The organism is Hyphobacterium marinum, assembly GCF_036330325.1.
In the GTDB taxonomy this organism is placed as follows: domain Bacteria; phylum Pseudomonadota; class Alphaproteobacteria; order Caulobacterales; family Maricaulaceae; genus Hyphobacterium; species Hyphobacterium marinum.
In genome coordinates this window covers 943,079-966,280 of the sequence record NZ_JAZDRO010000001.1, presented here as the reverse complement: position 1 = coordinate 966,280, position 23,202 = coordinate 943,079, and the positions used below count along the sequence as shown (strand labels likewise).

At 64.7% G+C, this 23,202-nt stretch carries 21 protein-coding genes; 9 read left to right on the top strand and 12 right to left on the bottom strand.

Annotation, left to right across the window (positions count from 1 at the left end; all coding sequences use genetic code 11):
• Positions 1-52 precede the first annotated feature (52 nt).
• Complete coding sequence (locus V0U35_RS04550) at positions 53-700, bottom strand: hypothetical protein (protein ID WP_330195470.1); 648 nt, start codon at positions 698-700, stop codon at positions 53-55.
• 123 nt (positions 701-823) lie between these two features.
• Complete coding sequence (locus V0U35_RS04545; RefSeq protein WP_330195469.1) at positions 824-1,918, bottom strand: glycoside hydrolase family 3 N-terminal domain-containing protein; 1,095 nt, start codon at positions 1,916-1,918, stop codon at positions 824-826.
• 321 nt (positions 1,919-2,239) lie between these two features.
• Here V0U35_RS04545 and V0U35_RS04540 point away from each other — a divergent pair, with 321 nt between their 5' ends.
• Positions 2,240-3,298, top strand: coding sequence for a hypothetical protein (locus V0U35_RS04540; protein ID WP_330195468.1), 1,059 nt, complete (start codon positions 2,240-2,242; stop codon positions 3,296-3,298).
• Between the two features lie 104 nt (positions 3,299-3,402).
• The gene (locus V0U35_RS04535; protein WP_330195467.1) at positions 3,403-3,549 is read left to right on the top strand and encodes a hypothetical protein; all 147 of its coding nucleotides are present in this window, start codon (positions 3,403-3,405) and stop codon (positions 3,547-3,549) included.
• 174 nt (positions 3,550-3,723) lie between these two features.
• Here the strand turns inward: V0U35_RS04535 and hisS are convergent, their stop codons facing one another.
• Both hisS and pgi read right to left on the bottom strand, forming a co-directional pair.
• Complete coding sequence (hisS, locus tag V0U35_RS04530) at positions 3,724-5,205, bottom strand: histidine--tRNA ligase (RefSeq protein ID WP_330195466.1); 1,482 nt, start codon at positions 5,203-5,205, stop codon at positions 3,724-3,726.
• A 33-nt stretch (positions 5,206-5,238) separates the two neighbouring features.
• Positions 5,239-6,849, bottom strand: a complete 1,611-nt coding sequence (pgi, locus tag V0U35_RS04525; RefSeq protein ID WP_330195465.1) for a glucose-6-phosphate isomerase — start codon at positions 6,847-6,849, stop codon at positions 5,239-5,241.
• Between the two features lie 121 nt (positions 6,850-6,970).
• Between pgi and V0U35_RS04520 the strand changes: the two genes are divergently transcribed.
• Positions 6,971-7,441, top strand: coding sequence for a hypothetical protein (locus tag V0U35_RS04520; RefSeq protein WP_330195464.1), 471 nt, complete (start codon positions 6,971-6,973; stop codon positions 7,439-7,441).
• Here the strand turns inward: V0U35_RS04520 and V0U35_RS04515 are convergent.
• Complete coding sequence (locus tag V0U35_RS04515; RefSeq protein ID WP_330195463.1) at positions 7,438-9,534, bottom strand: protein-disulfide reductase DsbD family protein; 2,097 nt, start codon at positions 9,532-9,534, stop codon at positions 7,438-7,440. The two genes, V0U35_RS04520 and V0U35_RS04515, sit on opposite strands and share 4 nt — an antisense overlap.
• A 159-nt stretch (positions 9,535-9,693) precedes the next feature.
• Positions 9,694-10,503 carry a SapC family protein gene (locus tag V0U35_RS04510; protein ID WP_330195462.1) on the bottom strand — a complete coding sequence of 270 codons (810 nt, stop codon included), beginning with the start codon at positions 10,501-10,503 and terminating at the stop codon, positions 9,694-9,696.
• 233 nt (positions 10,504-10,736) lie between these two features.
• Between V0U35_RS04510 and V0U35_RS04505 the strand changes: the two genes are divergently transcribed.
• Positions 10,737-11,168, top strand: coding sequence for a transcriptional repressor (locus tag V0U35_RS04505; RefSeq protein WP_330195461.1), 432 nt, complete (start codon positions 10,737-10,739; stop codon positions 11,166-11,168).
• Between the two features lie 58 nt (positions 11,169-11,226).
• Complete coding sequence (locus V0U35_RS04500; RefSeq protein WP_330195460.1) at positions 11,227-12,144, top strand: thioesterase family protein; 918 nt, start codon at positions 11,227-11,229, stop codon at positions 12,142-12,144.
• On the opposite strand, the gene V0U35_RS04495 is transcribed toward V0U35_RS04500, so the two are convergent.
• Both V0U35_RS04495 and V0U35_RS04490 read right to left on the bottom strand, forming a co-directional pair.
• Complete coding sequence (locus V0U35_RS04495; RefSeq protein ID WP_330195459.1) at positions 12,141-13,082, bottom strand: tetratricopeptide repeat protein; 942 nt, start codon at positions 13,080-13,082, stop codon at positions 12,141-12,143. The two genes, V0U35_RS04500 and V0U35_RS04495, sit on opposite strands and share 4 nt — an antisense overlap.
• A gap of 36 nt (positions 13,083-13,118) precedes the next feature.
• Positions 13,119-13,964: a hypothetical protein gene (locus V0U35_RS04490; RefSeq protein ID WP_330195458.1), complete on the bottom strand. Its 846-nt coding sequence runs from the start codon at positions 13,962-13,964 to the stop codon at positions 13,119-13,121.
• A gap of 47 nt (positions 13,965-14,011) precedes the next feature.
• On the opposite strand from V0U35_RS04490, the gene V0U35_RS04485 reads away from it, so the two are divergent.
• The 3 genes from V0U35_RS04485 (at position 14,012) to V0U35_RS04475 (ending at position 17,040) form a co-directional block, all read left to right on the top strand.
• On the top strand, positions 14,012-14,620 hold the full coding sequence (locus V0U35_RS04485) for a hypothetical protein (protein ID WP_330195457.1): 609 nt from the start codon (positions 14,012-14,014) through the stop codon (positions 14,618-14,620).
• Between the two features lie 90 nt (positions 14,621-14,710).
• Positions 14,711-15,859: a DNA cytosine methyltransferase gene (locus V0U35_RS04480; RefSeq protein ID WP_330195456.1), complete on the top strand. Its 1,149-nt coding sequence runs from the start codon at positions 14,711-14,713 to the stop codon at positions 15,857-15,859.
• Positions 15,856-17,040: an FAD-dependent oxidoreductase gene (locus V0U35_RS04475; RefSeq protein WP_330195455.1), complete on the top strand. Its 1,185-nt coding sequence runs from the start codon at positions 15,856-15,858 to the stop codon at positions 17,038-17,040. The genes V0U35_RS04480 and V0U35_RS04475 overlap by 4 nt, the downstream gene beginning before the upstream one ends.
• Before the next feature lie 8 nt (positions 17,041-17,048).
• Here V0U35_RS04475 and V0U35_RS04470 read toward each other — a convergent pair whose 3' ends face one another.
• Positions 17,049-17,939, bottom strand: coding sequence for a LysR family transcriptional regulator (locus V0U35_RS04470; RefSeq protein WP_330195454.1), 891 nt, complete (start codon positions 17,937-17,939; stop codon positions 17,049-17,051).
• Positions 17,940-17,966: 27 nt separating this feature from the next.
• On the opposite strand from V0U35_RS04470, the gene V0U35_RS04465 reads away from it, so the two are divergent.
• The gene (locus V0U35_RS04465) at positions 17,967-18,839 is read left to right on the top strand and encodes a DODA-type extradiol aromatic ring-opening family dioxygenase (RefSeq protein WP_330195453.1); all 873 of its coding nucleotides are present in this window, start codon (positions 17,967-17,969) and stop codon (positions 18,837-18,839) included.
• Here V0U35_RS04465 and V0U35_RS04460 read toward each other — a convergent pair.
• The 3 genes from V0U35_RS04460 to V0U35_RS04450 form a co-directional block, all read right to left on the bottom strand.
• Positions 18,836-20,338 (bottom strand): amidohydrolase family protein, encoded by a 1,503-nt coding sequence (locus V0U35_RS04460; protein WP_330195452.1) that lies wholly within the window; start codon positions 20,336-20,338, stop codon positions 18,836-18,838. The two genes, V0U35_RS04465 and V0U35_RS04460, sit on opposite strands and share 4 nt — an antisense overlap.
• A gap of 91 nt (positions 20,339-20,429) precedes the next feature.
• The gene (locus tag V0U35_RS04455; RefSeq protein WP_330195451.1) at positions 20,430-22,004 is read right to left on the bottom strand and encodes a hypothetical protein; all 1,575 of its coding nucleotides are present in this window, start codon (positions 22,002-22,004) and stop codon (positions 20,430-20,432) included.
• Between the two features lie 129 nt (positions 22,005-22,133).
• On the bottom strand, positions 22,134-23,177 hold the full coding sequence (locus V0U35_RS04450) for an ankyrin repeat domain-containing protein (protein ID WP_330195450.1): 1,044 nt from the start codon (positions 23,175-23,177) through the stop codon (positions 22,134-22,136).
• Positions 23,178-23,202: the final 25 nt, after the last annotated feature.

Below are 23,202 nucleotides of genomic sequence, written 5' to 3'. Positions count from 1 at the left end.
TGAGGAAGGGCGGCCCACACGGGCCGCCCTTTTTCATGTCATGTGGTCCGGCTCAGGACTGCGGCAGAACGGAGAAGATCACCGTAATCGACCGGCCCTCACCCAGTTGTTCTTCAAACCGCGTTTCACCGGAGGTCGCGGTGACGATCCCGCGGTCGGTCTCTGTCCAGCCAGCCCCGGCGAGATTATCCCAGAGACTGATCACGACATGGGCCGCGCCCGCAGGGCAGGACGGCCCGGCGTCAGAACCACAGGGCTGTGCCGTGATGCTGTAGCGAACGGTTTCGCCCAGCGTGTCAGCGACAGGTTCGGACACGCCGTTGCCGCTGCTGACGCTGGTAACGCCTTCCGAAACGATGCGTCCGATACCGTCGTCGAGATTGACCTGGTAGGCCATGCGGATATCCGCCGAGGCACTCGGGACGAGGAAGACGCCGGTGGCAAGCATGGCGGCGGCGCTGATCGAGGCGAACGCCGTGCGCAGGGGTCGAAATAGCAGGAATGTCATGGTCGTTGAGATCCATTGTCTGATGGAGTGGAGCGAAACGAACACACCCATCAGACCGCGCAGCACCTGACTGACCGGTCTGTTGGCGGCACGGCAAGCCTGGGTAAAGGCGCGCTTTTCTTCCTCACTGACCCGGGCTTCTATCGAAACGGTCTTCTTCGGATCACGTCGGGTGGGGCGTTGGTTTCGCATGGCTCAGAACACATGGGGTCTCTTGCCGCCAAGAGTGACAGAATTCGTGTCGGGCAAAAGCAAAATCGTGTCGGGACACGCTGACTCACAACTGCAGGGCGGCCAACAGCGCCTGTTGTGGGCTCACTCCACCACCGCCCGCAGGCAGTCGAGACGGGCTATAGACCGGTCGATCCGGCCCTCGCTGAGACGGCCCTCGTCGACGGCTTCCCCGATCCACCGCGCAAATTTCTGCGGCAGTTCCGGGTCCGGCGCGGCGGAGTTGGACATCATCACCATGTCATTGCCAGCGATGACCGAGCGGATCACCGCCTCGCGCTGATCGAAATTCTCGCGGATCGCGCCCATGTCGAGATCATCGGTGATGAGCGCGCCCTCATAGCCCATGTCGCGGCGCAGGAGATCGTGCAGGATCGGCCGGGAGACCGTCACCGGGTCGCCGGACGGATCAAGCCCGCGATGGATCAAATGCCCGCCCATGATCAGATGCGCGCGTCCGTTATCGATCAGCTGGCGGAACGGGTCGAGCTCGCTCTCCTGCCAGGTATGGGTCATGTCGACAAAGCCTTCATGGCTGTCGCCGTTCGAGCGGCCATGTCCGGGGAAATGCTTGATCGAGCAGGCCACGCCAGCGTTCTCGAATGCGTCGATGAAGGCCCCCGCATAGGCCGCGATCGTGTCCCCGTCCGTGCCATAGCCGCGTCCCCAGCGCCCGATGACGCTGTTGGCGTCGTACTGCACGTCGGCAATGGGGGCGAGGTTCATCGTGAAGCCCGCCGCGCGGAACTCAGCCGCAGCCGCGGCATAGAGCGCGCGGGCCTCCTCGACACTGTGGCTTTGCGCAATGTTCTGCGCGCGCGGGATCGGCGTGTACCCCAGATCACCCGAGAGCCGCTGGACCGCGCCGCCCTCCTGGTCGAGCGCCAGCCAGGCATCGGGACGGATCGCGCGAAAACGCGCGGCCAGCGCTTCCACACCCTCACGCGAACGCACATTGTGCCTGAGGAACAGAACCCCGCCGATCCGCCCGGCCGCGAGATGGCCGGCAACGATGTCCGCGCCTTCGGTATCGGGATTATCGCCGATGAAGCCAAGAAGCAGCATCCGCCCCGCCCGCTCGGCCAGCGGAGGCGACTGAAAAGCCCCGCATGCGGTCGCCGGCAGCGCAGCCAGCAGTCCGCTCGCGGTCACGCCGCCCAGGAGATCACGTCTGTTCATGGTCCGGTCCCGCCTTGCACATCCCTCGCGCCCATCATGGCAAGTGGCCACGGGCTTGCCAAACCGTCATCTGCTCTCGACGTCACGGTAATCCTCAAGGGCCTTAGCTGATCGTGGTGTCTGGCTCACGATCAGGCCCCTTCCCCCGCGGCGCGCGGCCGGCATCGTCTATCCGATCATGCCCTAACCCCAACAAAGGGCCGCGCGCCGCCCCTTTCCCCGGACAGGCGAACGCATGACAAAAGATTCAGGACGCCGAACGAAGACGGTAAGCCGCCTGCTGCAAGGATCAGCGTCGAGAATGGAAAAGAGGGACTTCCAATGAAAGCACTGCTTCTGGCCTCCGTCACCGGCATGGCCTTTGCCAGCACCGCCTGTGCGGTCAGCACCGCGGCCGATTCAACCGTCCATGTCATGGGCGACGAAGGGCACGCCTCCATCCACGTCGAATCTGATGACGGAGAAAGCGTCATCATCGTCAATGGCCAGCGGATCGAGATCCGCGACGGGGCCGTCTTCATCGACGGTGACCGGCATGAACTCGATGGCAATCACACCATCACGATTGATGGCGACGATGTGCAGATCCGCTCCGGCGGGGAACGTCATTTCATCTGGCGCATGGGCGCAGATGACTTGGCCCGCGCTGAGGCGGACATTGAGCGGGCCATGGAAATGGCCAATCACGAAACGGTCCGCGAAGCGCATGAGACAGCGCGCCGGGCCATGGAAGAAGCCCTGGCCGAACTGGAAATCGAACATGCCGACGGCGGTCACTGGATCATCGAGAACGGTGAGCGCCGCGAGTTGACCGAGGCCGAACGCGAGGAAGTGCGTGAGGCCATGCGTGAAGCCCGCGAGGAAGTTCGCGAAGCCATGCGCGAAGTGCGCTGGGAAATGCGCGAAGCCCGTGACGAAATGCGCAATCGCCGGATCGAGATGCGGCGCGTGGAACGCGACGCGGCCCGTGATATGGCGCGCGCCGAGCGTGAGGCCGCGCGTGCGGGCCGCCATGCAGAACGCGCGCGCATGCTGGAAGAACGCCTGCGGGAAGCCGGTGCGAACAATATCCGGATCGAGCGCGAGAATGGTGAAAGCCGTGTCTGGCTCGACGACCGGGAACTGGAAGGCGACGAGCGGACCGAATGGCTGAACCGCATGCAGCTTGAAGAGCTGGAAGGCGGCGAAGACGATGGCCACGCCTACTTCTTCCGCGACGATGACGGAGACGATGAGCGCCGCGTCATGGTCTTCCGCGATGTCGATGGCGGCGAAACGGAAATGGAAGTCCGCTCGCGCCGCAATGTCGTCATCGAAGTCGATGACGGCGACGGCGACGTCCAGGTCTGGGAATTCAGCTCTGACGACGAAGACGACTGAGCTGTGGAAGGGTCAGCCGGGAGCCGCAGGGGCGCGGCACCCGGCAGGCAAGACTGCATATATTCGTTGGGGGGCTTCAACGCGTACCAGAAGGGGAGCTCTCCATGCGCATCAAAGCTCTTTTCACCGCCCTTGCCATCCTGGTCATGGGAGCCGCCGCAACGGCCTGTGCGACCACATCCGGTGACGGCGACAACACGCCGCGTGCCGAACGGTCGAACGACCAGCCGGTCCGGGGCGGTTACTACTAGGACCGGCTTGCCGGTTCGGTGAAAAAAAAGCGGGCCGGCGAAAGCCGGCCCGTTAAATTTGGTTGGTCGATTGAGGTGCTCCTCCCCGAAGCACCAGGGACATGCCGGTCAGGTCCTGTCCAGAACTTCACCTTGGCGACTCGGCAGGGGGACGTCAAGTGCCACAATCCCGCCTTACACGTTATTGTTAACCCGCTTCAGGATCGCGTCGGCCAGGCCTGCGCGCGGCACGGTGAACTGGGCTTCCTGTTTCTGGGCCTCGAGATAACGCCCATGATCCGCGATCCCGGCAGCGACATCCGCGCCGCGCTTGAGATCCTTGATGGTGACTGTACCGGCCTCGCGCTCGTCCCCGCCCACGATGACGGCAAAGTCGGCCTCACGGCGGTCAGCGTATTTCAGCTGCTTGCCCATGTTTCCACCACCGAGGAAGGCTTCGGCGCGCAGACCTGCAGCGCGCAATTCGGCGGCCATGCCGAGATAGGTGGCGATCTGGTCCTTCTCGACATTCAGGACGATCACAAACGGACGGGCATCATCGCCATCGATCCGCCCGAGCGCTGCCAGCGCCGTGGCAAACCGGGTCACGCCAAAGGAATACCCGGTTGCTGGCACTGCCTGACCGGTAAAGCGCGAGACGAGGTCATCATAGCGCCCGCCGCCACCGACCGACCCGAACTGAATCGGTTGACCGTCGTCATAAGTCGCCGTGGCCAGAAGCTCGGCTTCGAACACCGGTCCGGTGTAATAACCCAGGCCGCGCACGATGGAAGGATCGAAAACCGCCCGGTCCTCGCCGACGCCGAGCGCTGCCAGCGCATCGTGAATATCGCTCAGCGCAGCCAGTCCGGCGGCACCGGATTGCGTGCCGCCGACAATCCCGTCCAGGCGGTTAATGACCTCGGCGCGCGATCCGCCGGTGGCATCAAGAAAGGCGAGCACCGCATCCGTTCCGGCGGTATCGAGCCCTGCCCCTTCGGTGAAGTCGCCGGACTCGTCCTTGCGGCCCTTGCCGAGAAGATCGGCCACACCGTCGCGTCCCAACCGGTCGAGCTTATCGGCAGCGCGAAGTATCCGGCCTCGCGTTTCGGGACTGTCCGCCCCGATCCGGTCGAGCACGCCGTCCAGCAAGCGCCGGTCATTGACCCGGATCACGTACTCGCCATCGGCAAGGCCGACGCCCCGCATCACTTCAGCGGCCAGCGCGATCATTTCCGCATCGGCGGCAGGGCTGGCGGCACCGACCGTGTCGGCATCGCACTGGATGAATTGCCGGAACCGGCCCGGCCCGGGCTTTTCGTTACGCCAGACATCGCCGAACTGGTAGCGGCGGAAGGGCTTGACGAGGTCCTGGAAATTTTCCGCCGCATAGCGCGCCAGCGGGGCGGTCAGGTCATAGCGCAGCGCCATCCACTGGTTGTCGTCGTCCTCCAGCGCGAAGACGCCTTCATTGGGGCGTTCCTCGTCAGGCAGGAATTTTCCCAACGCGTCGGCATATTCGAAGGCCGGGGTCTGGAGCGGATCAAACCCCCAAGCCTCATAGACCTTCACCGCCGCCTCGATCAGGCGGCGTTCAGCGCGCAGGACAGACGCCGGCTTGTCTTCAAAGCCGCGCGGGCGTCTCGCCTTGGGGCGGAAAGCCTTCTTGCCGCTCATCATCTCACTCCATTCCTGCGGATCGGCCAGAGCCTACCGGGATTGTTTCCTGAGCCGGTCGAGCCAGGCTTGCGTGGAGGGGTCATGCGCGCCGGTGGCCCCGGTTTCAAGTTCGGTTTCCAGCGCGCTCGCCAGTGTCTTGCCGAGTTCGACGCCATACTGGTCGAAAGCGTTCACGCGATAGAGCACGCTCTGGACGAAAACAGCGTGTTCGTAGAGCGCCAGAAGCGCGCCGACACAGTGCGCATCGAGCCGGTCGAGCGCAATGAAGCTGGTCGGCCGCCCGCCCGGCATCTCCAGGTGGGGCGCGAGCCGGTCCGCCTCGTCCTCGCCAGTCCCCTTGGCCAGCAACTCGTCCCTGGCCTCGGCGGCGGTCCGGCCTTTGAGAAGGGCTTCGGCCTGGGCCAGCGCGTTGGCCAGCATCATGCGATTGTGGGCTTCCGGACCATCGCGGCCGATAACCGCGATCAGGTCCGCCGGAATGATCGACGTCCCCTGGTGAAGCAACTGGAAGAAGGCGTGCTGACCATTGGGGCCTTCCGCGCCCCAGATCACCGCGCCGGTTTCGCCGGGAACGGGGGCTCCTGACGGCGTGACCCGTTTGCCCAGCGATTCCATCGACAATTGCTGCAGCCAGGCCGGCAAAAGGGCCAACGGCGCGGCATAGGGCACCACGGCCTGACTGGCGCGATTGAGACAAGCGCGGTTCCAGTAGGCCACCAGCCCCATCAGGACCGGGAGATTCCGGTCCCAGGACGCCTCCAGAAAATGCCGGTCTAGTTCTGCCGCCCCGGCCAGCAACTCTCTAAACCGGTCCGGTCCCAGCGCGCAGATCACCGAAAACGAGACCGAGGACCACAGCGAATAACGCCCGCCGACCCAGTCCCACATGTCGAAAACCGCTTCGCGGGGCACACCGAATTCGGCCGCCGCGCCCGGCGACGCGGATGCGGCCGCCAGATGCGGAGCCGGATCGCGTCCGCCAAGGCCCGCTTCAAGCCAGGCCTTTGCCGCGAGCGCATTGGCGCGGGTTTCCGCCGTCCCGAAGGATTTAGATACGATGAAGACCAGTGTTTCTTCGGGGTCGAGCTCGCGCGTGACACGGGAGAGTGTGCCAGGGTCGGGACTGGCCAGAAAGCGTATTTGCGGGCCATCACGCCCGGTCATAAGCGCCTTGTAGACGAGCCGAGGCCCCAGGTCGGACCCGCCGATACCGATATGCAGGATGGTACGGATCGGCTTGCCGGTCGCGCCTGTATGCGCGCCCGACCGGATCGCGGCCGCAAAATCGAACACGCGGGACAGTTCCGCCTCGGCGGCGCGGATCCCTGCAACGTCACCGCCTGTGCCGCGCAGCGCCATGTGCGAGGCGGCCCGTTTTTCTGTGACATTGATCGGCTGACCGCCGGCAAGTGCCGTCATCGCGTCAGCCAGTCCGCTGGCGCGGGCAGCATCGACAAGACGATCACGGGCGGTCGATGAGACGGCCTGTTTGGAGAAATCCGCTGTCAGCCCGGCGGCCCGAACCGTGAAGGCGGCTACGCGATCGGTCTCTTCGCTGAAGAAGGCGCGCGCATCGCGTGAACCTTCGTCCGCCGCGAGGCGTTGCAAAGCGTCAAAGGCTTGTTCACGAGATGAGTCCATGATGGGGCGGCCTTGATGAGTTCCCGCACCGCGCTTAGCGCGCGCCGGAACGGCGATCAAGCACGGCCCGGTTCTTGCGTCGCCGCAAGGAGAGGGACGCGCGGCTTGAGGATGGAGTGTCATGCGGAATCTATTGGTGGCCCTGACGGCTGTCTCGATGACGGCCCCCGCCTTTGCCGGACCGGGCAGCGAGCTGGCCGAAACCGCCGGACGCCTGCGGTCTGAAGCCGAAAGCCGTGCCGAGACCTACACCGCCATGCCGGGCGCGAGCATCCCCCCGATCGGCCAGGACGATCCGTTCCTGACCGATGTCAGCGAGTTTGCCACCGCCTCGGCCATGCTCTCGCACCGGATAGAAGCGTCGGGCGGGCCACAGGATTTGCGCTGTATCTTCCGGGGCATGTCCGGCGATGCGCAGGACCGCATTGCTGATCTGGAAACCAGCCATAGCGGCGCGGAACTGGCCCGCATCTATCGCGACTATGTCTATCTCTTTGCGCAGGCCGAGGAGATCGCGCCCCTCGCTGACGATCCGGATGTCGAGGAAGCAGACGGTGTTCCGCCCTCCTGCCCGGTCGAATCCCTCGACTAGTTCACCGCGGCCCCGATGGCGTCGACAATGATGGATGTCGACAGGATCGGCGGCAGGATGACGGGCTCTCCACCATCGGCCGGATACATCACATAGAGCGGTACGCCGGCGGCACCGTGACCCCGGATCGCGTCCGCGATCGTGTCGTCGCGATTGGTCCAGTCGGCGACCAGAACCGCGACACCGTTTGCGTCAAAGGCTTCGCGTACCGTGCGGCTGTTGAGCGTCGTCTGCTTGTTGAACTGGCAGGACACACACCAGGCCGCCGTGAATTCCACGAAGACCGGCCGGCCTTCGGCCCGCAATTCGGCGACCCGGGCCGGTGACCAGGATTCCGCCGTCAGCTCCTGGTCCGCGCGTGCCTGTCCGGCCATGACGACCGCCGCGATCATGACCAGCAACCCGAGTACGGCCGAGACCCGCCGTGCCATCCCGTTCAGCCCCAGCGACCAGACCACGAAGCCGAGCGCGAGAATGGCCCCCAGCAGCCAGAGCAGCCCGGTCGGCCCGGTCTGTACGGACGCGACCCAGACCAGCCAGATCGCCGCGCCGAACATCGGGAAGGCCAGGACCTGTTTGAACCGCACCATCCACATGCCGGGCTTCGGCAGGCGGCGCAGCAGGCCCGGCTGGAAGCTGAGGAGGACATAGGGGGCGGCGAGGCCGAGTCCCATCGCTGCCGACACCGCGATCATCACCGGCGCAGGCTGAACGAGGGCGAGGCTGAGCGCGCCAGCGGCGAAAGGACCGATGCAGGGCGCAGCCACGACGACAGCGAGCAGCCCGGTCATGAACGCTCCGGCATCGCCGTCCATATTGGCCCATCGCGACCCCGCCGACTGAAGGCGGGTGCCAACTTCGAACAGGCCGAGCAGATTGAACCCGATAGCCGAAAAAAGAAGCGCCAGCAGTCCGACGATAAGCGGCGACTGCAACTGGAAGCCCCAGCCAATGGGCTGACCCAACGACTTCAGAACCACCAGGGTCACGGCAAGACCGACAAAGGCCGCGAGCACACCACCGAGGAAGATCAGGCCATGGCGGCGCAACTCACTGCGATCAGCATGGGCGCGCTCGACAAAGCCCAGCGCCTTGATCGACAGCACCGGGAAAACGCACGGCATCAAATTCAGGACCAGGCCACCCAGGAAAGCGAGGACGATCGAAACCGCGAAAGTACCGGCATTGAACGGAACCGGTGCGGTCCGGGCGAAAGCATCGCCAGAGGGGCGAAACAGGCGGGCACCGGCCTCGGGCTGCACTTCGATCGCCCGGCGCTGCCAGCGTCCGTCAAGCCTGGTCTCGAAGGTCAGAACGCCCGCACCGTCGCCCGTATCGACCGTCCCGTCACGGGCCTGAAGATCGACCGCGAGTCCCTCCGCCTCCAGCGCCCAGGCCTGTTCAGCGGAATGGTCGATCAGCCGGCCCGAATAGGGGAAGTAACGCAAATTGCGGATTTCGCCCGTTATCACGCCATCGTCGGGCGTCGCGACCGTCAGAAGCAGGCGCTCACCCGTCCGGCGCAGCCCGGCGACGGGACCATCCTCGCCGCCGGGAGCTTGTGAGAGGGCGCGTTCGATCAGCGCCGTGCCCCGGCGGTTGACCTCGGGCGCATCTCCGACCGTTACGTATGCTTCAATCGCAGCGCCCTCTGGAATGCAGATTTCCTCACAGACCAGCCATGTCGCTGACCCTGTCAGCGTGTGAAAACCGGGCGTTACATCCGGGCTGACAGTGATTTCAACCGGCAGGACGACTTCATAGGCATAGCCGTAATTGGTCAGGGGCCCGAAAGGAAAAACCTCCGGTGCCGGCCACACGATCTCGCCCGCCTGGAAACCGTCGGGCAGCTGCCATTCAATCCGCGTGGGTTCACCGGAATCGCCCGGATTGCGCCAGTAGGTGTGCCAACCATCGGTGATTTCCAGCCGCAGACCAACATGAAAACGGTCGCCGGGCTGGACGGTATCGCGGGACGTGACGAGCGAAGCCTCGACCATGCGCTCGTCTGACAGAAAGGCCGACTGGGCTCCGGCCTGTACCGGGAACGCAATCAGGACGGTCAGGAGTGTCAGTAGGCGCGCGAAGAGCATGCAGTCATCCCGGGGCCGTGCGGCGTCGCCGCTGTTTGATCGGGAATATAGGCGCGTGGCGGGAATGTCGAACACACTCGCGCAGTCGTGACAGCAAAACGCCGGCGCGGAATATCCACGCCGGCGTCCTGCAATGGGATGGCCTTCCGGAGAGGAAGGTTATTTCTTGGCCTTCGCCTTGGTTTTGGGCGGGGCAATCGGATCGTCATTGGTCATGCCAAGGCCGAGCTGGATGATGCGATCCCAGCGCGCCAGCGACACGAGGTGGGCGTAGATTGCGCCCAGATGACCCGCATCGCGCAGTTCCATCACCGTTTCGGATGGCAGCGCGAGGAGCTTCTTCTCGTCGATGCCGAAATATTCGGCGATCTTTTGTTGCTTGGTCGGATCGGCCTTGTCGGCGACCGAGATTTCCTTGCGCTCGAACAGGTCGAGATCCATCAGGCGCTGAACGAAGAGTTCCGTCGTCCGGGCGTCCTGTTCGAAGGCGCTGACGAATTCGATGGCCTGGTTGATGACCTGGGTCGGCTCACCGTTTTCATCGAAGAACGGAATTTCAGGATTCTTGTCGGTCACCGAGTCCGCGTCGATATCGACACAGAAGGTGGCCGGCTTGTCGGCACCATTGGACGCGCTGACGAAGGGATAGCGGCGGATAAAGGCCGGCAGCATGAAGTTCGGATCGAACTGGCCGTCTTCCGTCACGAACAAATTTTCTCCCTGACGCAGGCCCATCACCACGACCGGCACGCGCTTCTCACCAACAAAGATGACCGGGAAGCTGCCCGCAGCGATACCGAATTCACCCACAATGGCGGGCACGAAATGCGCTTCGCGCAGGAATTCGTACGGCTTTTTCGGAGCCTTGAGTCCATAGGACTTGTGGGTCTCGCGGTTCAGCGGCTGCGGATTTCTGTAGAGCGGAACCTGTCCGCTGAGACGCGGTTGTTCCGGAGCGGCGTCGGCCATGTCAGGCACCCCTTCGATTTCAAGACGGGCGCTTGATACCCCATGACCAAGCGCCTCACAATGTGTGCGCGCACCTTGTGCAAAAGCCGCGCCGGAACAGGTCAGGCCGCTGCGATTCCGCCCGTCTCGTCTGCTGACTGAAAGCTGGTGCCGGGCAGGCTCCCGTCCCATATGATCGGGACACAGCAGGCAAAGGTCGATTTTTTGTCGCCGTCCGGAGTAGACTGACCGCCATGACGCACGCCGATTCCATGGAAAAGAAACTCAGCGACGCTGCGGCGCATTGCGCGCGGCGGGGCGAACAGCTGACGCCGCTGCGCCGGCGCGTCCTGGGGCTCCTGCTGAAGGCCAAGGGACCGATCAAGGCCTATGACCTTCTCGCCCAGCTCGACGAGCCGGGCAACAAGGCGAAGCCGCCGACGATTTACCGGGCGCTCGATTTTCTCATGAATGCAGGGCTGGCGCACAAGGTGGAAGCGCTCAACGCCTTCGTCGCCTGCGGCCACAGCCACGATGACGGCAATGCCGAGCTCTATATCTGCGGCGATTGCGGCAATGTGGAAGAACGCCACGGCGCGCCCACACCGGCAGACGCCCCGGAAGGCTTCATGATTGATCACTCCGTGGTCGAGCATTACGGCCGCTGCGAGCGCTGCGCGCATTAATCGCCGGGAAACCGAAACAGGCATTGTTCGGCTCGGGTCCTGACTGCAGGAGACGGTGATGCGCGATCTGTGGCGCGGCAATGCCAACGCGTGGGAATGCGATGAGCTCGGCCACCTCAATGTAAAATTCTACCTCGCCAAGGCGATGGAGGCCGTGGCCCACCTCGCCCAGGGCGCAGGCATGACCGCCCCGTTCCGCGGCGGGGCGACGGCGACACTCCTGCTCCGCGAAGTCCATATCAATTTTCTCGCTGAGGCGCGGCCGGGCGCCCCCCTGGTGATCCGTGGCGGCTTTACGTCCCTCGACGAGAACAGCTGCCAGGCCGCCCTGGTCATGGAACACGGCGACGGACGGCCTGCAGCCGGGCTGACGCTCCGGCTCGACCACGCCGTGCCTACGTCAGGTCAGGTGTTTCCATGGCCATCCCGGTTTGCCGACATGGCCCGGCAGGTACTGATCAGCCCGCCCGAGCCCTGTTCCCCGCGCGGCCTTCCGCCTCACCCGGGACGGCCGAATGTGTCCCTCAAAGCTGCAGATCAAATCGGGTTGACCGAAATCGGACGTGGAGCCTTCTCGCCCGCCGACTGCGATGTCTTCGGTTTCCTGCGCCCTGAAGGCCTGTTGGCGAAGGTCTCGGACTCCGTCATTCATTTCCGCGAAGCCTTTCCCGAGGAATGGGACAGCCAATCCGGAAATGGTGAATCCCTCGGTGGGGCACTACTGGAAGGACGAATCCGGGCACGAGGACGGCCGCGAGCCGGCGATTTGTTCGTCATCCGGTCGGGACTGGTCGAGGCCAATCCGAATGTCCGGCGGCTGGTCCACTGGGTCCTCGACCCCGTCTCTGGCCAGCCCTGGTGGACCACGGAAGGCGTCGCGGCCATGCTCGACCTGAAAGCACGGCGCATCCGCAAGATGGAGGACGAGCGGTTGTCGGCTCTCAGGGCCGTCTGCCGCAAAGATCTCGCCGGTTAGTTATCGGTCTGCGCCGCCAGCGCCCGGGCGCGGGCCCGTGCCGCCGCGGCCTGGCCATCGGTACGGGCGGCTTCCGCGGCCTGTTCGAAGAGAGCCTGCGCGGCTGAGCGTTCTCCGCTGTCTTCGGTGATTTCCGCCAGCATGAGCGCGGCATCGAACCGGGACGGTTCAAACGCCAGAACGCGTTCGAGAAGGGGCCGTGCCTCCTCGCCCCGGCCCTCGTCTGCGAGGCAGGCGCTGTGGGCCGTCAACGCGTCCAGATCCCATCCGTCTGCTTCCACCGCAGCCGCTGTCAGCGCACACCCTGCCGGTGCCAGGGTTGAGATCGGCGACGGAGTACCGCCCACCACCGGCCCGGTCTCGACGCGGCTTTCCGGATTGGTGTCCGTGACGTTGAGCGGCGGGTCCACAGGCCCGGCTTCGGCCGGCGCTTCGGGCATCACAGCATCCGCCGAGACTTCGTCGTGCGCATTTTGTGTTTCGGTGTTTTCAGACGCCGCGTTCCCCTCCGGCGTCGGTGCCATCTCGGCAACTGTCCGGATCCGGCTTTCGGGCAGCGAGGGCGTGCTGCCCGTCCCGCGCAGCGTGATCCGAACAATGGCTCCATCGCCGGACGCGCGCGCGACAACATCGCTCCAGGCTGCGCCGGCAGCATCGAGGCGCAGGACGACGCCGTGCTCGAGTCGGGTCAGCGCGACCTGTGCCAGAAGCGGATTGGCGACCGGGTCAAGCGTGAAACCGTCGGCCTGCACGCCTTCAAAGAGAATGGCCGCGCCCCGTGCATCCGGCGTCACGGTCACCGACCGCGGTGCTTGTGAAAAGCTGATCGCGACGAGCCCGCCCTCCCCGGATTCCTGAAACCGGATATCGCGGACATCGGCGTCAACAGGGGTTGCGGCGAGTAGGCTGACGATGAGAGTGGCGAGGGCGGTGCGCATGTCACCGCCCTTGGGCTGCGCCGCGTAAAAACCCGGTTAACCCATCGGACCAGTCGGGGCGCTGCAGGCGTCAAAACCGAACGCACCGATCAGTTCACCGTCCGCTGTACGAACCGACTCGTAGACATAGCAGCCTTCACCGGCCATCGGCATTTCGCCACGGACGAAAATCGGGTCATTCTCGCCTTCCATAACATCACCGGCTTCAAGCGTACGCATGGCATTCACGGCCTGGTTGCCCTGCCGCGTCACGCATTCCCAGCGCTGGCCCAGGCGGTTGCCCAGCCTTACGCCGGTCGAACTGGCCACGGGATAGGCCAGCGTGACGTGTTCGGCCTGGTTGCGCATTTCATAGAGGCAGGTGTCAATCGCCGGCAGATAGCTGGCGATATAATTGGTCCAGCGGTCCGTTGCGGCCTCCTCGCGCGCGCATCCGTCGTACCGTTCGCTGCCCACAGAAACGGTGGCAAAATGGGTCTGGTGACGCGCACTGCCCGGGTCGAGACACGGGCCGGCCTGCAGGACGACTTCGACCGGGTCACCGGACTCGGTTTGCCCGGTAAAGCGGCGGACGCCGTTTTCGAGATAGGGCATGGCAATGTCCAGCGCGGCGGCGGTGCGTTCACCGCCGCGATCCATCACCAGGTCGACGGCCAGTCCGCCCCCCTCGCTTTCGAACCGCATTTCGCCATTCCAGCCATTCGTCATCCCTGACAGGCTGTAGCCAAAGCGGGCCATGTCCTCGGTCTCGGGGCGCACGGGCGCATAGTCGAATGCCGTGCTACCCAGCCTACCGGCTGCCGGCAGGCCCGCGGTTGTCGTGGTCGCCGCGCAGGCGGTCAGGCTCACCCCGCCAATGACGAGCGCAATTATATGTTTCATGATGCCCCCCGAATTCGTCCTAGCATCCCCGCTTGGGAGATTATGCCATGAAGCCATTTCCAAATCACCTGCTTGGCGCGCTGTTTCTGGTCGTGGCCTGTGCGCCCGCCGAGCGCGGACAAGACGGAGAGGCCCGTGCATCCGACCCGGCCGGTGCCGGGACAAGTACACTGTGGACAGTATCGGAGGACGCCATTGGCCCGTTTCGCGGCGATACCCCGTTCGACGCGTCCACGATCGCCAGCCTGGCCCCCGGATACGAAATTGATACGGCGACCCGCAGTAGTGAGGGTCTTGATTATACCGTCTTTCTCCTCCGCACTGCGAACGGCTCGGCACCGGTCGCCGAGGTCGCGGAAGCCTTTCCACCGGGCACGATCGGCGAGGTCACTCTTCACGCAGCCGGACTGGTCGACAATCCGCGCATCGATATCGGCGGCCGCTTTGCCGATAGCGGCTTTTCGGCGGACGACTGCTTGCCCGGCATGGAAGCCCTCTCGGGTCTGGTCGTCTGCACGGACCCTGCCAATCCGCAATTGGGTTACTGGTTTGACCCGTCGCCCTATGCCGGCCCGGATGGCGAATTGCCGCCGGCCGCGGTGCTGGAGGACGCGACCGTCACTTTCCTGCGATGGTGGAAGCCTGTTCCGGGCTAGCGCCTATCCACGCCCTGTTCACGGTGTTTTCCACAGCCGCCGCGGCCGCGTCAGAACGGATCAGCGCACAAGTGTGGAAAACCGGCTAGCATGCCCGTCATGACTCGCGATTGCCGCCCGGTCCTGTACGAATTCTTTGCTGGCGGCGGCATGGCACGCCTGGGCCTCGGGACGGGCTGGGACTGCCGTTTCGCCAATGATTTCGATGACGGCAAAGCCGACGCCTACCATGCCGCGTTTGGCCACCGGCCCGACACACGCAACATCGCGGACCTGCGCATCGGCGATCTACCCGGCCTGGCCGATCTCGTCTGGGCCTCGCCGCCCTGTCAGGACCTGTCGCTGGCAGGCCGGCGCGAAGGCCTCGCGGCGTCCCGCTCCGGCGCGTTCTTTGCCTTCTGGCGTCTGATGGAAGGCCTGTGTGCGGATGGCCGGCCACCCCCCCTGGTCGTGATCGAGAATGTCACCGGTCTGCTGACCTCCAACGATGGCCGGGATTTCGCGACGCTGTGTGACGCCCTGGGCACCGCCGGTTACCGGTTCGGTGCGGTGGTTCTCGATGCCGCGGATTTCCTGCCCCAGTCGCGGCCCCGCCTCTTTGTGATCGCGGTCCGGGCAGATCGGGCGATACCTGGCCCGCTGACCGGACCAACCGGGGCGGAGAACCGGCGCGTGAATGCGGCACGGGACGCGCTGCCCGAACGGGTTCGGGGCAACTGGATCGACTGGTCCCTGCCTGTACCACCCGGGCGGACGGTCGAACTCGCCGACCTTCTCGAACCGGATACGCCCGCGACCCCCTGGCTGGCACCCGGGAAAACCGACCGGCTTGTCGCGCAGATGGACTCCGTCAACCGCGCCCGCCTCGACGCCGCCCTTGCTTCGGGCCAGCGCACTATCGGAACGATCTACCGGCGAACCCGGACGCGGGACGGTCAACGTCTCCAGCGGGCCGAAATCCGGTTCGACGGCGTGGCCGGTTGCCTGCGCACACCTGGTGGCGGATCAAGCCGGCAAATCCTCGCCGTTATCGAGAACGGACGGCTACGCGCCCGGCTGCTATCACCGCGCGAAACGGCGCGCCTTATGGGCCTTCCCGACAGCTATCCCCTGCCCGGAATTCCGACACAGGCCTACCGGCTGACCGGCGACGGCGTGGCCGTGCCGGTTGTCGCGTGGCTGAACAAGCACCTGCTTCTGCCCCTCCACGATGCGGCCTGCACCGCTAAAGCCGCATGAGGATCGCCGTCGCCGGATGCGGGATCGGCGGCATGGCGAGCGCCATCGCATTGGCGAGACAGGGGCATTCCGTCGAGATTTTTGAACGGTTTGAGCAGCCGCAGCCGCTCGGTGCCGGCCTCCTCCTTCAACCCTCCGGGCTCGAAGCGCTCGACCGGCTGGGGCTGCAGGAGCCCATCGCGGCTGCCGGAGCCCGCATCGATCGTCTGCATGGCGTCTCGCCAGACGGACGAACGATCCTCGACCTTCGCTATGCCTATGGCCGGAAGGCCGACCACGGTATCGGAATCCATCGCGCCAGCCTGTTTGATACCCTGTTGGAAGCTGCTCAGGACTCTGGCATCCGCTTCCGGACCGGTGCCAGCGTCGCCGGCATTTCGGACTGGGAGCGGCCCTGCCTGACATTGGAGACGGGCGAACACTGCGGACCCTTTGATCTGGTCGTGGTCAGTGACGGCGCGCAATCGGTATTGCGCTCGCTCGTCTCGCCTGCGGCACGTGCCCCCATCTACCCGTGGGGCGCGGTCTGGGCCGTCCGTCCCGACCGGGACGGTCGCTGGACGCAGGCGCGCAATCTGGCCCAGGTCTATGACGACTGCCGGGTGATGATTGGCGTCCTGCCGGTTGGCCGAGACCCGGCACGGGCGGACGGCACCCCGTCCGTCAGCTTTTTCTGGTCCCTGCGCGGGGATGGGTTCCAGCGGTGGCGCGACGCAGGCCTGACCGCGTTTCGCGCCCAGGTCGCCGGTTTCTGGCCGGAGGCTGCAGAATTGTTCGACGGCGTGGAGAGCCTCGACACCTTCACCCCGGCGACCTATCGCGATGTCCGCTGCCCGAACTGGCGGCGCGGCCGCGTTGTCCTGATCGGCGATGCGGCCCACGGCACCAGCCCCCAGCTGGGTCAGGGAGCCAATCTGGCGCTGGGCGATGCCGTTGCGCTGGCAGACAGCATCGAGCCGGAACGGCCGGCCGCTGTGTCACTGGCCGCGTTTGAGAGCGAGCGAAAGAAAACGGCGCGCTTCTATGTCTGGATGTCATGGGCGTTAACGCCGGTCTTCCAGGGCTCGTCGCAACTGGTCGCCCGGCTGCGCAACATCCTGTTCGGACCGCTTTGCCGGGTTCCGCTGGTGCGGAATTTCATGGCCTGGACATTGGTCGGGCGCGGACGGTGGTTCTGGTAGGAACAGGGTCAGACCTGATCACTGAATGACGCGGCCAGGTGATCGACAAACAGGCGCACGCGCTGGGCCAGATAGCGATTGGACGGATAAACCGCCCAGAGATCGCGATGGTCCGGCTCCCAGAAGGGCAACACCTTGACCACGCGGCCCTCGTCCAGCGCCTCCCGCGCGGCCCAGTAAGGCGGACAGGCAATCCCCATCCCGGCGGCCGCCGCCTCGACCGCCGCAGTGGCACCATTCAGAGTCAGCCGCCCGTTGATCCGGGCCTCTTCGCTTTCACCATCGCGGGTGAACTTCCAGGACAGCGGCGTCGGCTTGTTCCGGTCGATAATGCAGTCATGGTTGGCAAGGTCCGCAGGACCGGTCAAAGGCGGCGCGTTTTCCAGATACTCCGGTGACGCAATGGCAACGAGACAGGCCCGGGCCAGCCGTTTCGCGATCAGGGTTGAATCGGGCAGGTTGCCCATCCGCACAGCCAGATCGAAACCTTCGTCCACGAGGTCGATCATGCGGTCGGACAATGACAAGCGAACCTCGACCTCCGGCCATTTTTTCATGAACTCCGAAACCGGGCCGATCAGGCGCCGCGCGCCGAAATCGACCGGGGCGGAGATACGCAACAGGCCCGCCGGTGCGGCATTGTCATCCGCCAGCCCGTTCTCCAGCGACTCGTATTCCGACAGCCAGGGCTTCAGCCGGTCGAGCAGGGCTTCACCGGCATCGGTCAGCCGGACAGACCGTGTCGTCCGTTCCAGCAACCGGGCCTGCAAACGGCTTTCCAGCGCCGTAATCTGCTTCGACGCCGCGCCGGGCGTAATCCCCTCGCGCTCGGCGGCCTTGGTGAAGCTGCCAAGCTCGGCGACGGTGGCAAACAGGCGAAGCGCGTCGATACGGTCCATATCATTCCGTTTCGGAAATTGTCATACGTGATCGAAGGTATTAATTCCGATTTCGCCTTCTGTCATGGTGCGATTTTCCCGCCCGGTGCAAGCCCCACTGAAAGCAGCATCATGACTGTCCGCAATCCCCTCTTTCTATCCCATGGCGCACCCAGCCTGCTTACGGGGCGCTCGCAGGCGCGGGCTTTCCTCACGAAATTCGGTTCGCGCATGGCCGAACCAGCATCGTGGATCGTGGTGTCCGCCCACTGGGAAAGCGGTCCGGTGAAGGTGACGGCCTCGTCTCGGCCCTCAACGATACATGACTTCGCCGGTTTCGGTGAGGTTCTGGCACGTTACCAGTATACGGCGAACGGCAGTCCCGAGCTTGCGGTCCACATCGCCGCACGCTTGAAAGCAGTGGGGATCAGCGCAGAAACGGATGCGAACCGCGGTCTTGATCACGGCGTCTGGGTCCCGCTCGCCCTGCTTCGCCCGCAGCCCCAAGCACCCGTCATCCAGGTTTCGCTGCCACCACGGCAGTCACAGGATCACGCCTCGGCTGAGCTTGGCGCTGCACTCGCGCCGTTGGCGCGTGAGGGGCACCAACTCGTCTTCTCGGGCTCGCTCACCCATTCGCTTCGTGATGCGCTCGGCGCACCTGAAGATGCGCCTCCCCTGGCCGAAGCGGAATCCTTCGCAGAGTGGGCGCGGCCAAAGCTTGTGGCAGGAGACCTTTCGGCCATCCTGGACTGGCGAAGCGCGCCGCATGCCGCGCGCAATCATCCGACGCCGGAACATTTCCGCCCGCTGATTGCGGCGCTCGCGGCGTCCGGCGGTGGCGGTGAAGCGCTCCATGCCGGCTGGACGCATGGCGCGCTCGCCATGGATGTCTGGCGCTTTCCGGCGCTTGCGGCCTAGTCCGGCTGGATGAAGCCGTAATAGGCGTTCGACGGGTCGCGGCCCTCGGCGAGATATTGCGCCTTGTGCTGCGAGAGCCGGTCGCCGGCATAGTGGGCGACGGTACGCTCGGCGGCAGAGAAGCCATAGAGATCGGCCGAATTCGTCCCGAATATCCTCGTCTTCAGCGGCCCGTCCGACGGCCCGAGCGCAGGCAGGCCGAAGCGTTCCTGCAAATCCTCATCGACCTCGATCCGGCGGAAAGCCTCGATCTGCCATTGCGGTGAACCCCACCACACGGCGTCAGAGCCCCACAAAACCCGGTCTTCGCCCATGCCTTTCACCAGAAGCGACATCAGTGCGGCGGCGAGACGCGGCTGGGTAATCGCCCCCTGCCCGAAACTCGTGCCGACATCGGCATAGACATTGGTCACGCCGAAACGCTCGGGAATGTCGGCGAGATCGCTCGCCCATTCCATGCGGCCGGTCTCCTCAAACGCGGCGACGAAACCGGGGTCGAACAATACCACAGGGCGCAGGGCGGCGTGGTAGATGATGAAATTGAGCTGCGGCCAGTCCTGCGCCGCCTTGCCGACATCGTCGACCGTCGCATAAGGCCAGAGGTCCGGCATGCGCGTGGCATAATCAGCCGGCATCAGCCCCTTGTGAATGCAGACATTGGTGATCCCTGCCGCGACCATGCGCTCATAGGCCGGATAGACCAGTTCCTCGTCATCCAGCCGCCAGGGCGCTTGCGACATCGGGCTGAGCGGATCGCCCACCGTATAGCCTTTCCAGCTAGCCGGACGGTGAACCTCGATCGCCTCGTCGAGATCGTCGAGCCAGCCCGGCTTTCCCGGATGGAAGGACGCATGCCCCAGGAGGCGGCGCGAGCCGGCCGCGGAATTGAGGCGCGCGACATCCCGGGAAATATGAGCATTCGTTAGGAATTCACGGGCCGGATCGTCCGACGTCGCGGTGGAGATGATCCCCACCGTGGTGTCGGAGTCGAAATAGACCTCTTTGGCGAAATTCTCGAACTTCACGTCCTCGAAGGTCGGGTCGCGCTGCGGAATGCCGTCAGCCTGCATGAAGCGGGCAGCATTGCGAAAGCCCAGTATCCCCGGCCAAGCATAGTCATCATGGACGAAGTGGAGGTGGCCGTCGAAGATGAACTGGCTGGCGTGCCGGGCGGCCCATTCCGCCGCCGCGCCGTCGTCGATCATCTCGTCCTGGGCCACGGCATAGCTGGTGCCGAACACCGAATTCAGCGCCCCGAAGGCCGCGGCCATGCCGAAAGAGGACTTCAGAAAGCCCCGCCGGTCGAGTCCCCGCTTAGGCGCGAAACGGTCGGCGAGGTCACAGAGCGCGGCTTCGACCTTCCGCTGGGCGTCGCTCTGCGGCGGCGGCGTGTATTCGCCGTTCGAGACAATCCGCGTCGGGATGGGAAGTTCGCCGCCCTCGTCGAGCCGGCTCAGGCGTGCGTTTGTTTCCCGGTCGCTCTTTATCCAGTCGCCCATCTTTCTCCCCGAAGTCAGTCAAAACCTGACGGTGAGGCTAGCGCGGAGCCGATAAATTCAACGCATGAAATCGCGTTAAGGGCGGCCTGCGTCACTCGGGCAGGTCGGTGGAGAACAGGTAGATGTGATGGGTGCTGCGGGCGCTTTCCAGACGCAGATAGGCCGCAACGATTTTGCTGGAATCCCGGGAATCCTCGATCGGGTAGAGGAAGGCCCGATGCGTTCCGGGATTGTTGCACTGGGTCAGTTCCACTGTCCCGGACAAGCTACCGGATATACCGCAACTGACGCCGAAGTCCTCATAAAGTCGGCGATCCTCGACAAACCGGCCCGTCACCGTGCCATCCGGAGACAGGGTCAATGTAGGCAGCGCCGGATCACCGCCCGTCCCCGAATTCTGGCGAATGGAAGAGGCCCGAAACTCACCGGAAACGGTAGCAGGAAAATCGCTGTCGGTGAGCGCTGCACGATATACGTTGACGGCGGTGCCGACCGTAAAGCGCATCAGCCCGTCGGCGCGCACCGTGGCGTCCAGGCCCGGCGTGGCGACACCGAAAGCAGCGTCTGCAGTACCGGTAATTCGAAAGCCGCTGCCTTCGGATACAACCCGATATGTTCCGGTCTGAACCAACGAGGTCGAAATCGAGCCGGCATCGGTAGCAATTCCAAAAACCGCGTATCGGTTATCCGACAACAGGATGAGGCTCCGGTCCGAGATCCGGTTCCCGCTTCGCCATTGCCCGGTGAGCTGTGACGCGGAAAGCGCCGGACCGCTATCGACCAACGCGGCGGAGGTTGCGGCAAACGCCCCCCGGTCGACCTCCGTGACTTCCTGGAAGTTTATGTTCAAACGGGCGACGTCAGGCGCAAAGGGAATACGGCTACCAGCCCGGTCATCCACGACGATGCTGAAGTATGCGGTTTCATCGCGATCGAGATGGAAAATGAGAACGTCGCTGCGCGGTTCCAGACAGAGTCCGCTTGCGTCTGAGCGGCAAGCCCGGATGCCAACTTCTCCGATGGAATCGGCCGTAAGCTCGAAATCCGCCGGCGCACCGATATTGACGGCCGCGACCGACGCCACCCCGCGACCCGTGGCCGGGTCAATGCGAATGACCCCATCACCTGACGGGGTGGCCATGATCGAGATCAGGTCTGGCGGCTCCCGATCGGCAAATCCCAGATAAGTCATGCGTGACGCAGCGTTACGCGTTGTTTCGACAATCGAGGATGAGGCGGCATCGGTACAGACGATGCGAACCCGGTCGTTATAGCTGACGACATCGCTGGTCTGAAAGAACGGATTGTCGGCATCGCCCCGGCTTCCCTGCAGGCTGACAAGGAAATGGCGCGTTTGGCCGACATCGAGGGTAAAGGGCTGGAACCGTGTCCCGTCGATCAGCGCGCCACTGGCGTCTCGCTCGATGACGTCGAGAAAGGCGGGCGTTGGAATTGTGCTGGCGAATCGCTCCGGCGCGATCGAACAGCCCGAGAGCGCACTGTCGCCGGAATTGGCCACGGCCAGAAAAAAAGTCACGGGAGAATCGATCCCGGTCGACCGCGCGGACGGCAGGAAGGAATGGACATGCGCCGCCTGCCCCCAGGCAGATGACAGCGAGGCTGCCGCAGCCGAGAGCATGGTTGCCACCAATACACGCAAATTCATGTAATGCCTCCGTTCGCAACCTGGAGGAATTTATCAGAATCTGCGAGCTTGTTCCATCGAAAACAGGCCCCCTGAACTTGGCAACAGGCTTGGGACACGAACGTGGGGGCGAATGAGTGGATACCCAGCCTAGTCGATCTCTGCCGCGTCGATCGCGGCTACGACATCATCCCACTCCCGCGCTTCAGCGACGGCTCGCGCCGTATCGCCGAAATTGCCGGCGATGGACGTATCCGCGCCGGCTTCGACGAGAGCCAGTGCTGCCTCCCGCGCCCCCTCGAAGGTTGCCCACAGAAGCGGCGTCGCGCCCATTGTCCCGGTCACATCAGGGTCGGCACCAGCGTCCAGAAGAAGGCGAAGTGCGTCCACCTGGTTGGCGGTCGCCGCCATGTGAAGCGGTGTCAGTGACAGCCCGCTGGGTTCGCTGCGCGCATTGGGATCGGCTCCGGCCGCCAGCAGAGCGGCCACCGCCCCGGTTCGTCCTTCGCGCGCGGCTTCATGCAGGGCGGTAAACCCGATCCGGTCCCGGGCGTCCGGATCGGCACCCGCCTCGATCAGTGCCCTGACAGCCTCGCCTTGTCCGGCCCGCGCCGCCGATTGCAGGACCGGACGGCCAGCCCAGTCGCGAGCCGACGCGACGTCCACGTAGTTCGCGAGCGCGGTGATCGTGCCGGTATCGCCTGCCATCACGGCGGCTTCGAGTGCGGCTTCCGCCGCATGCCGGTCAGGGCGTTCATTGCGGTGATCAATCAGGATCGCCAGCGCGGCCTGATGTCCGCGCCGCATCACGATCTCCACCGGCGTCCCGTGTCCGGTCAGGTCGGTATCGGCCCCGGCATCAAGCAGGGCGGAGATAGCCGGGAGTCGGCCATAATAGGCCGCCCAGTTGATGGCCGGATCCCCCATCGCGTCGCGGGTATCGATCTCGGCACCCGCCGCGATCAGGGTGTCCACAAATACGGGATTGTCGACTCCGGTCGCCCACATCAATGGCGTGGCTTCGAGCCCGGTGTCCTGGCGGACATTGATGGCGGCTCCGGCGTCGAGCGCGGCGGTAAAGCCCTCGACATCCCCCGCGCCGATCAGCGCGAACAGGTCTGGCCTGTCCTCCTGGGCATGGCCTTGGGCACAGGCCAGACCAAGTGCCGCCGCCAACGTCACGAAAAATCGCATGATGGGTCCCTCCTGAACGCCGTTC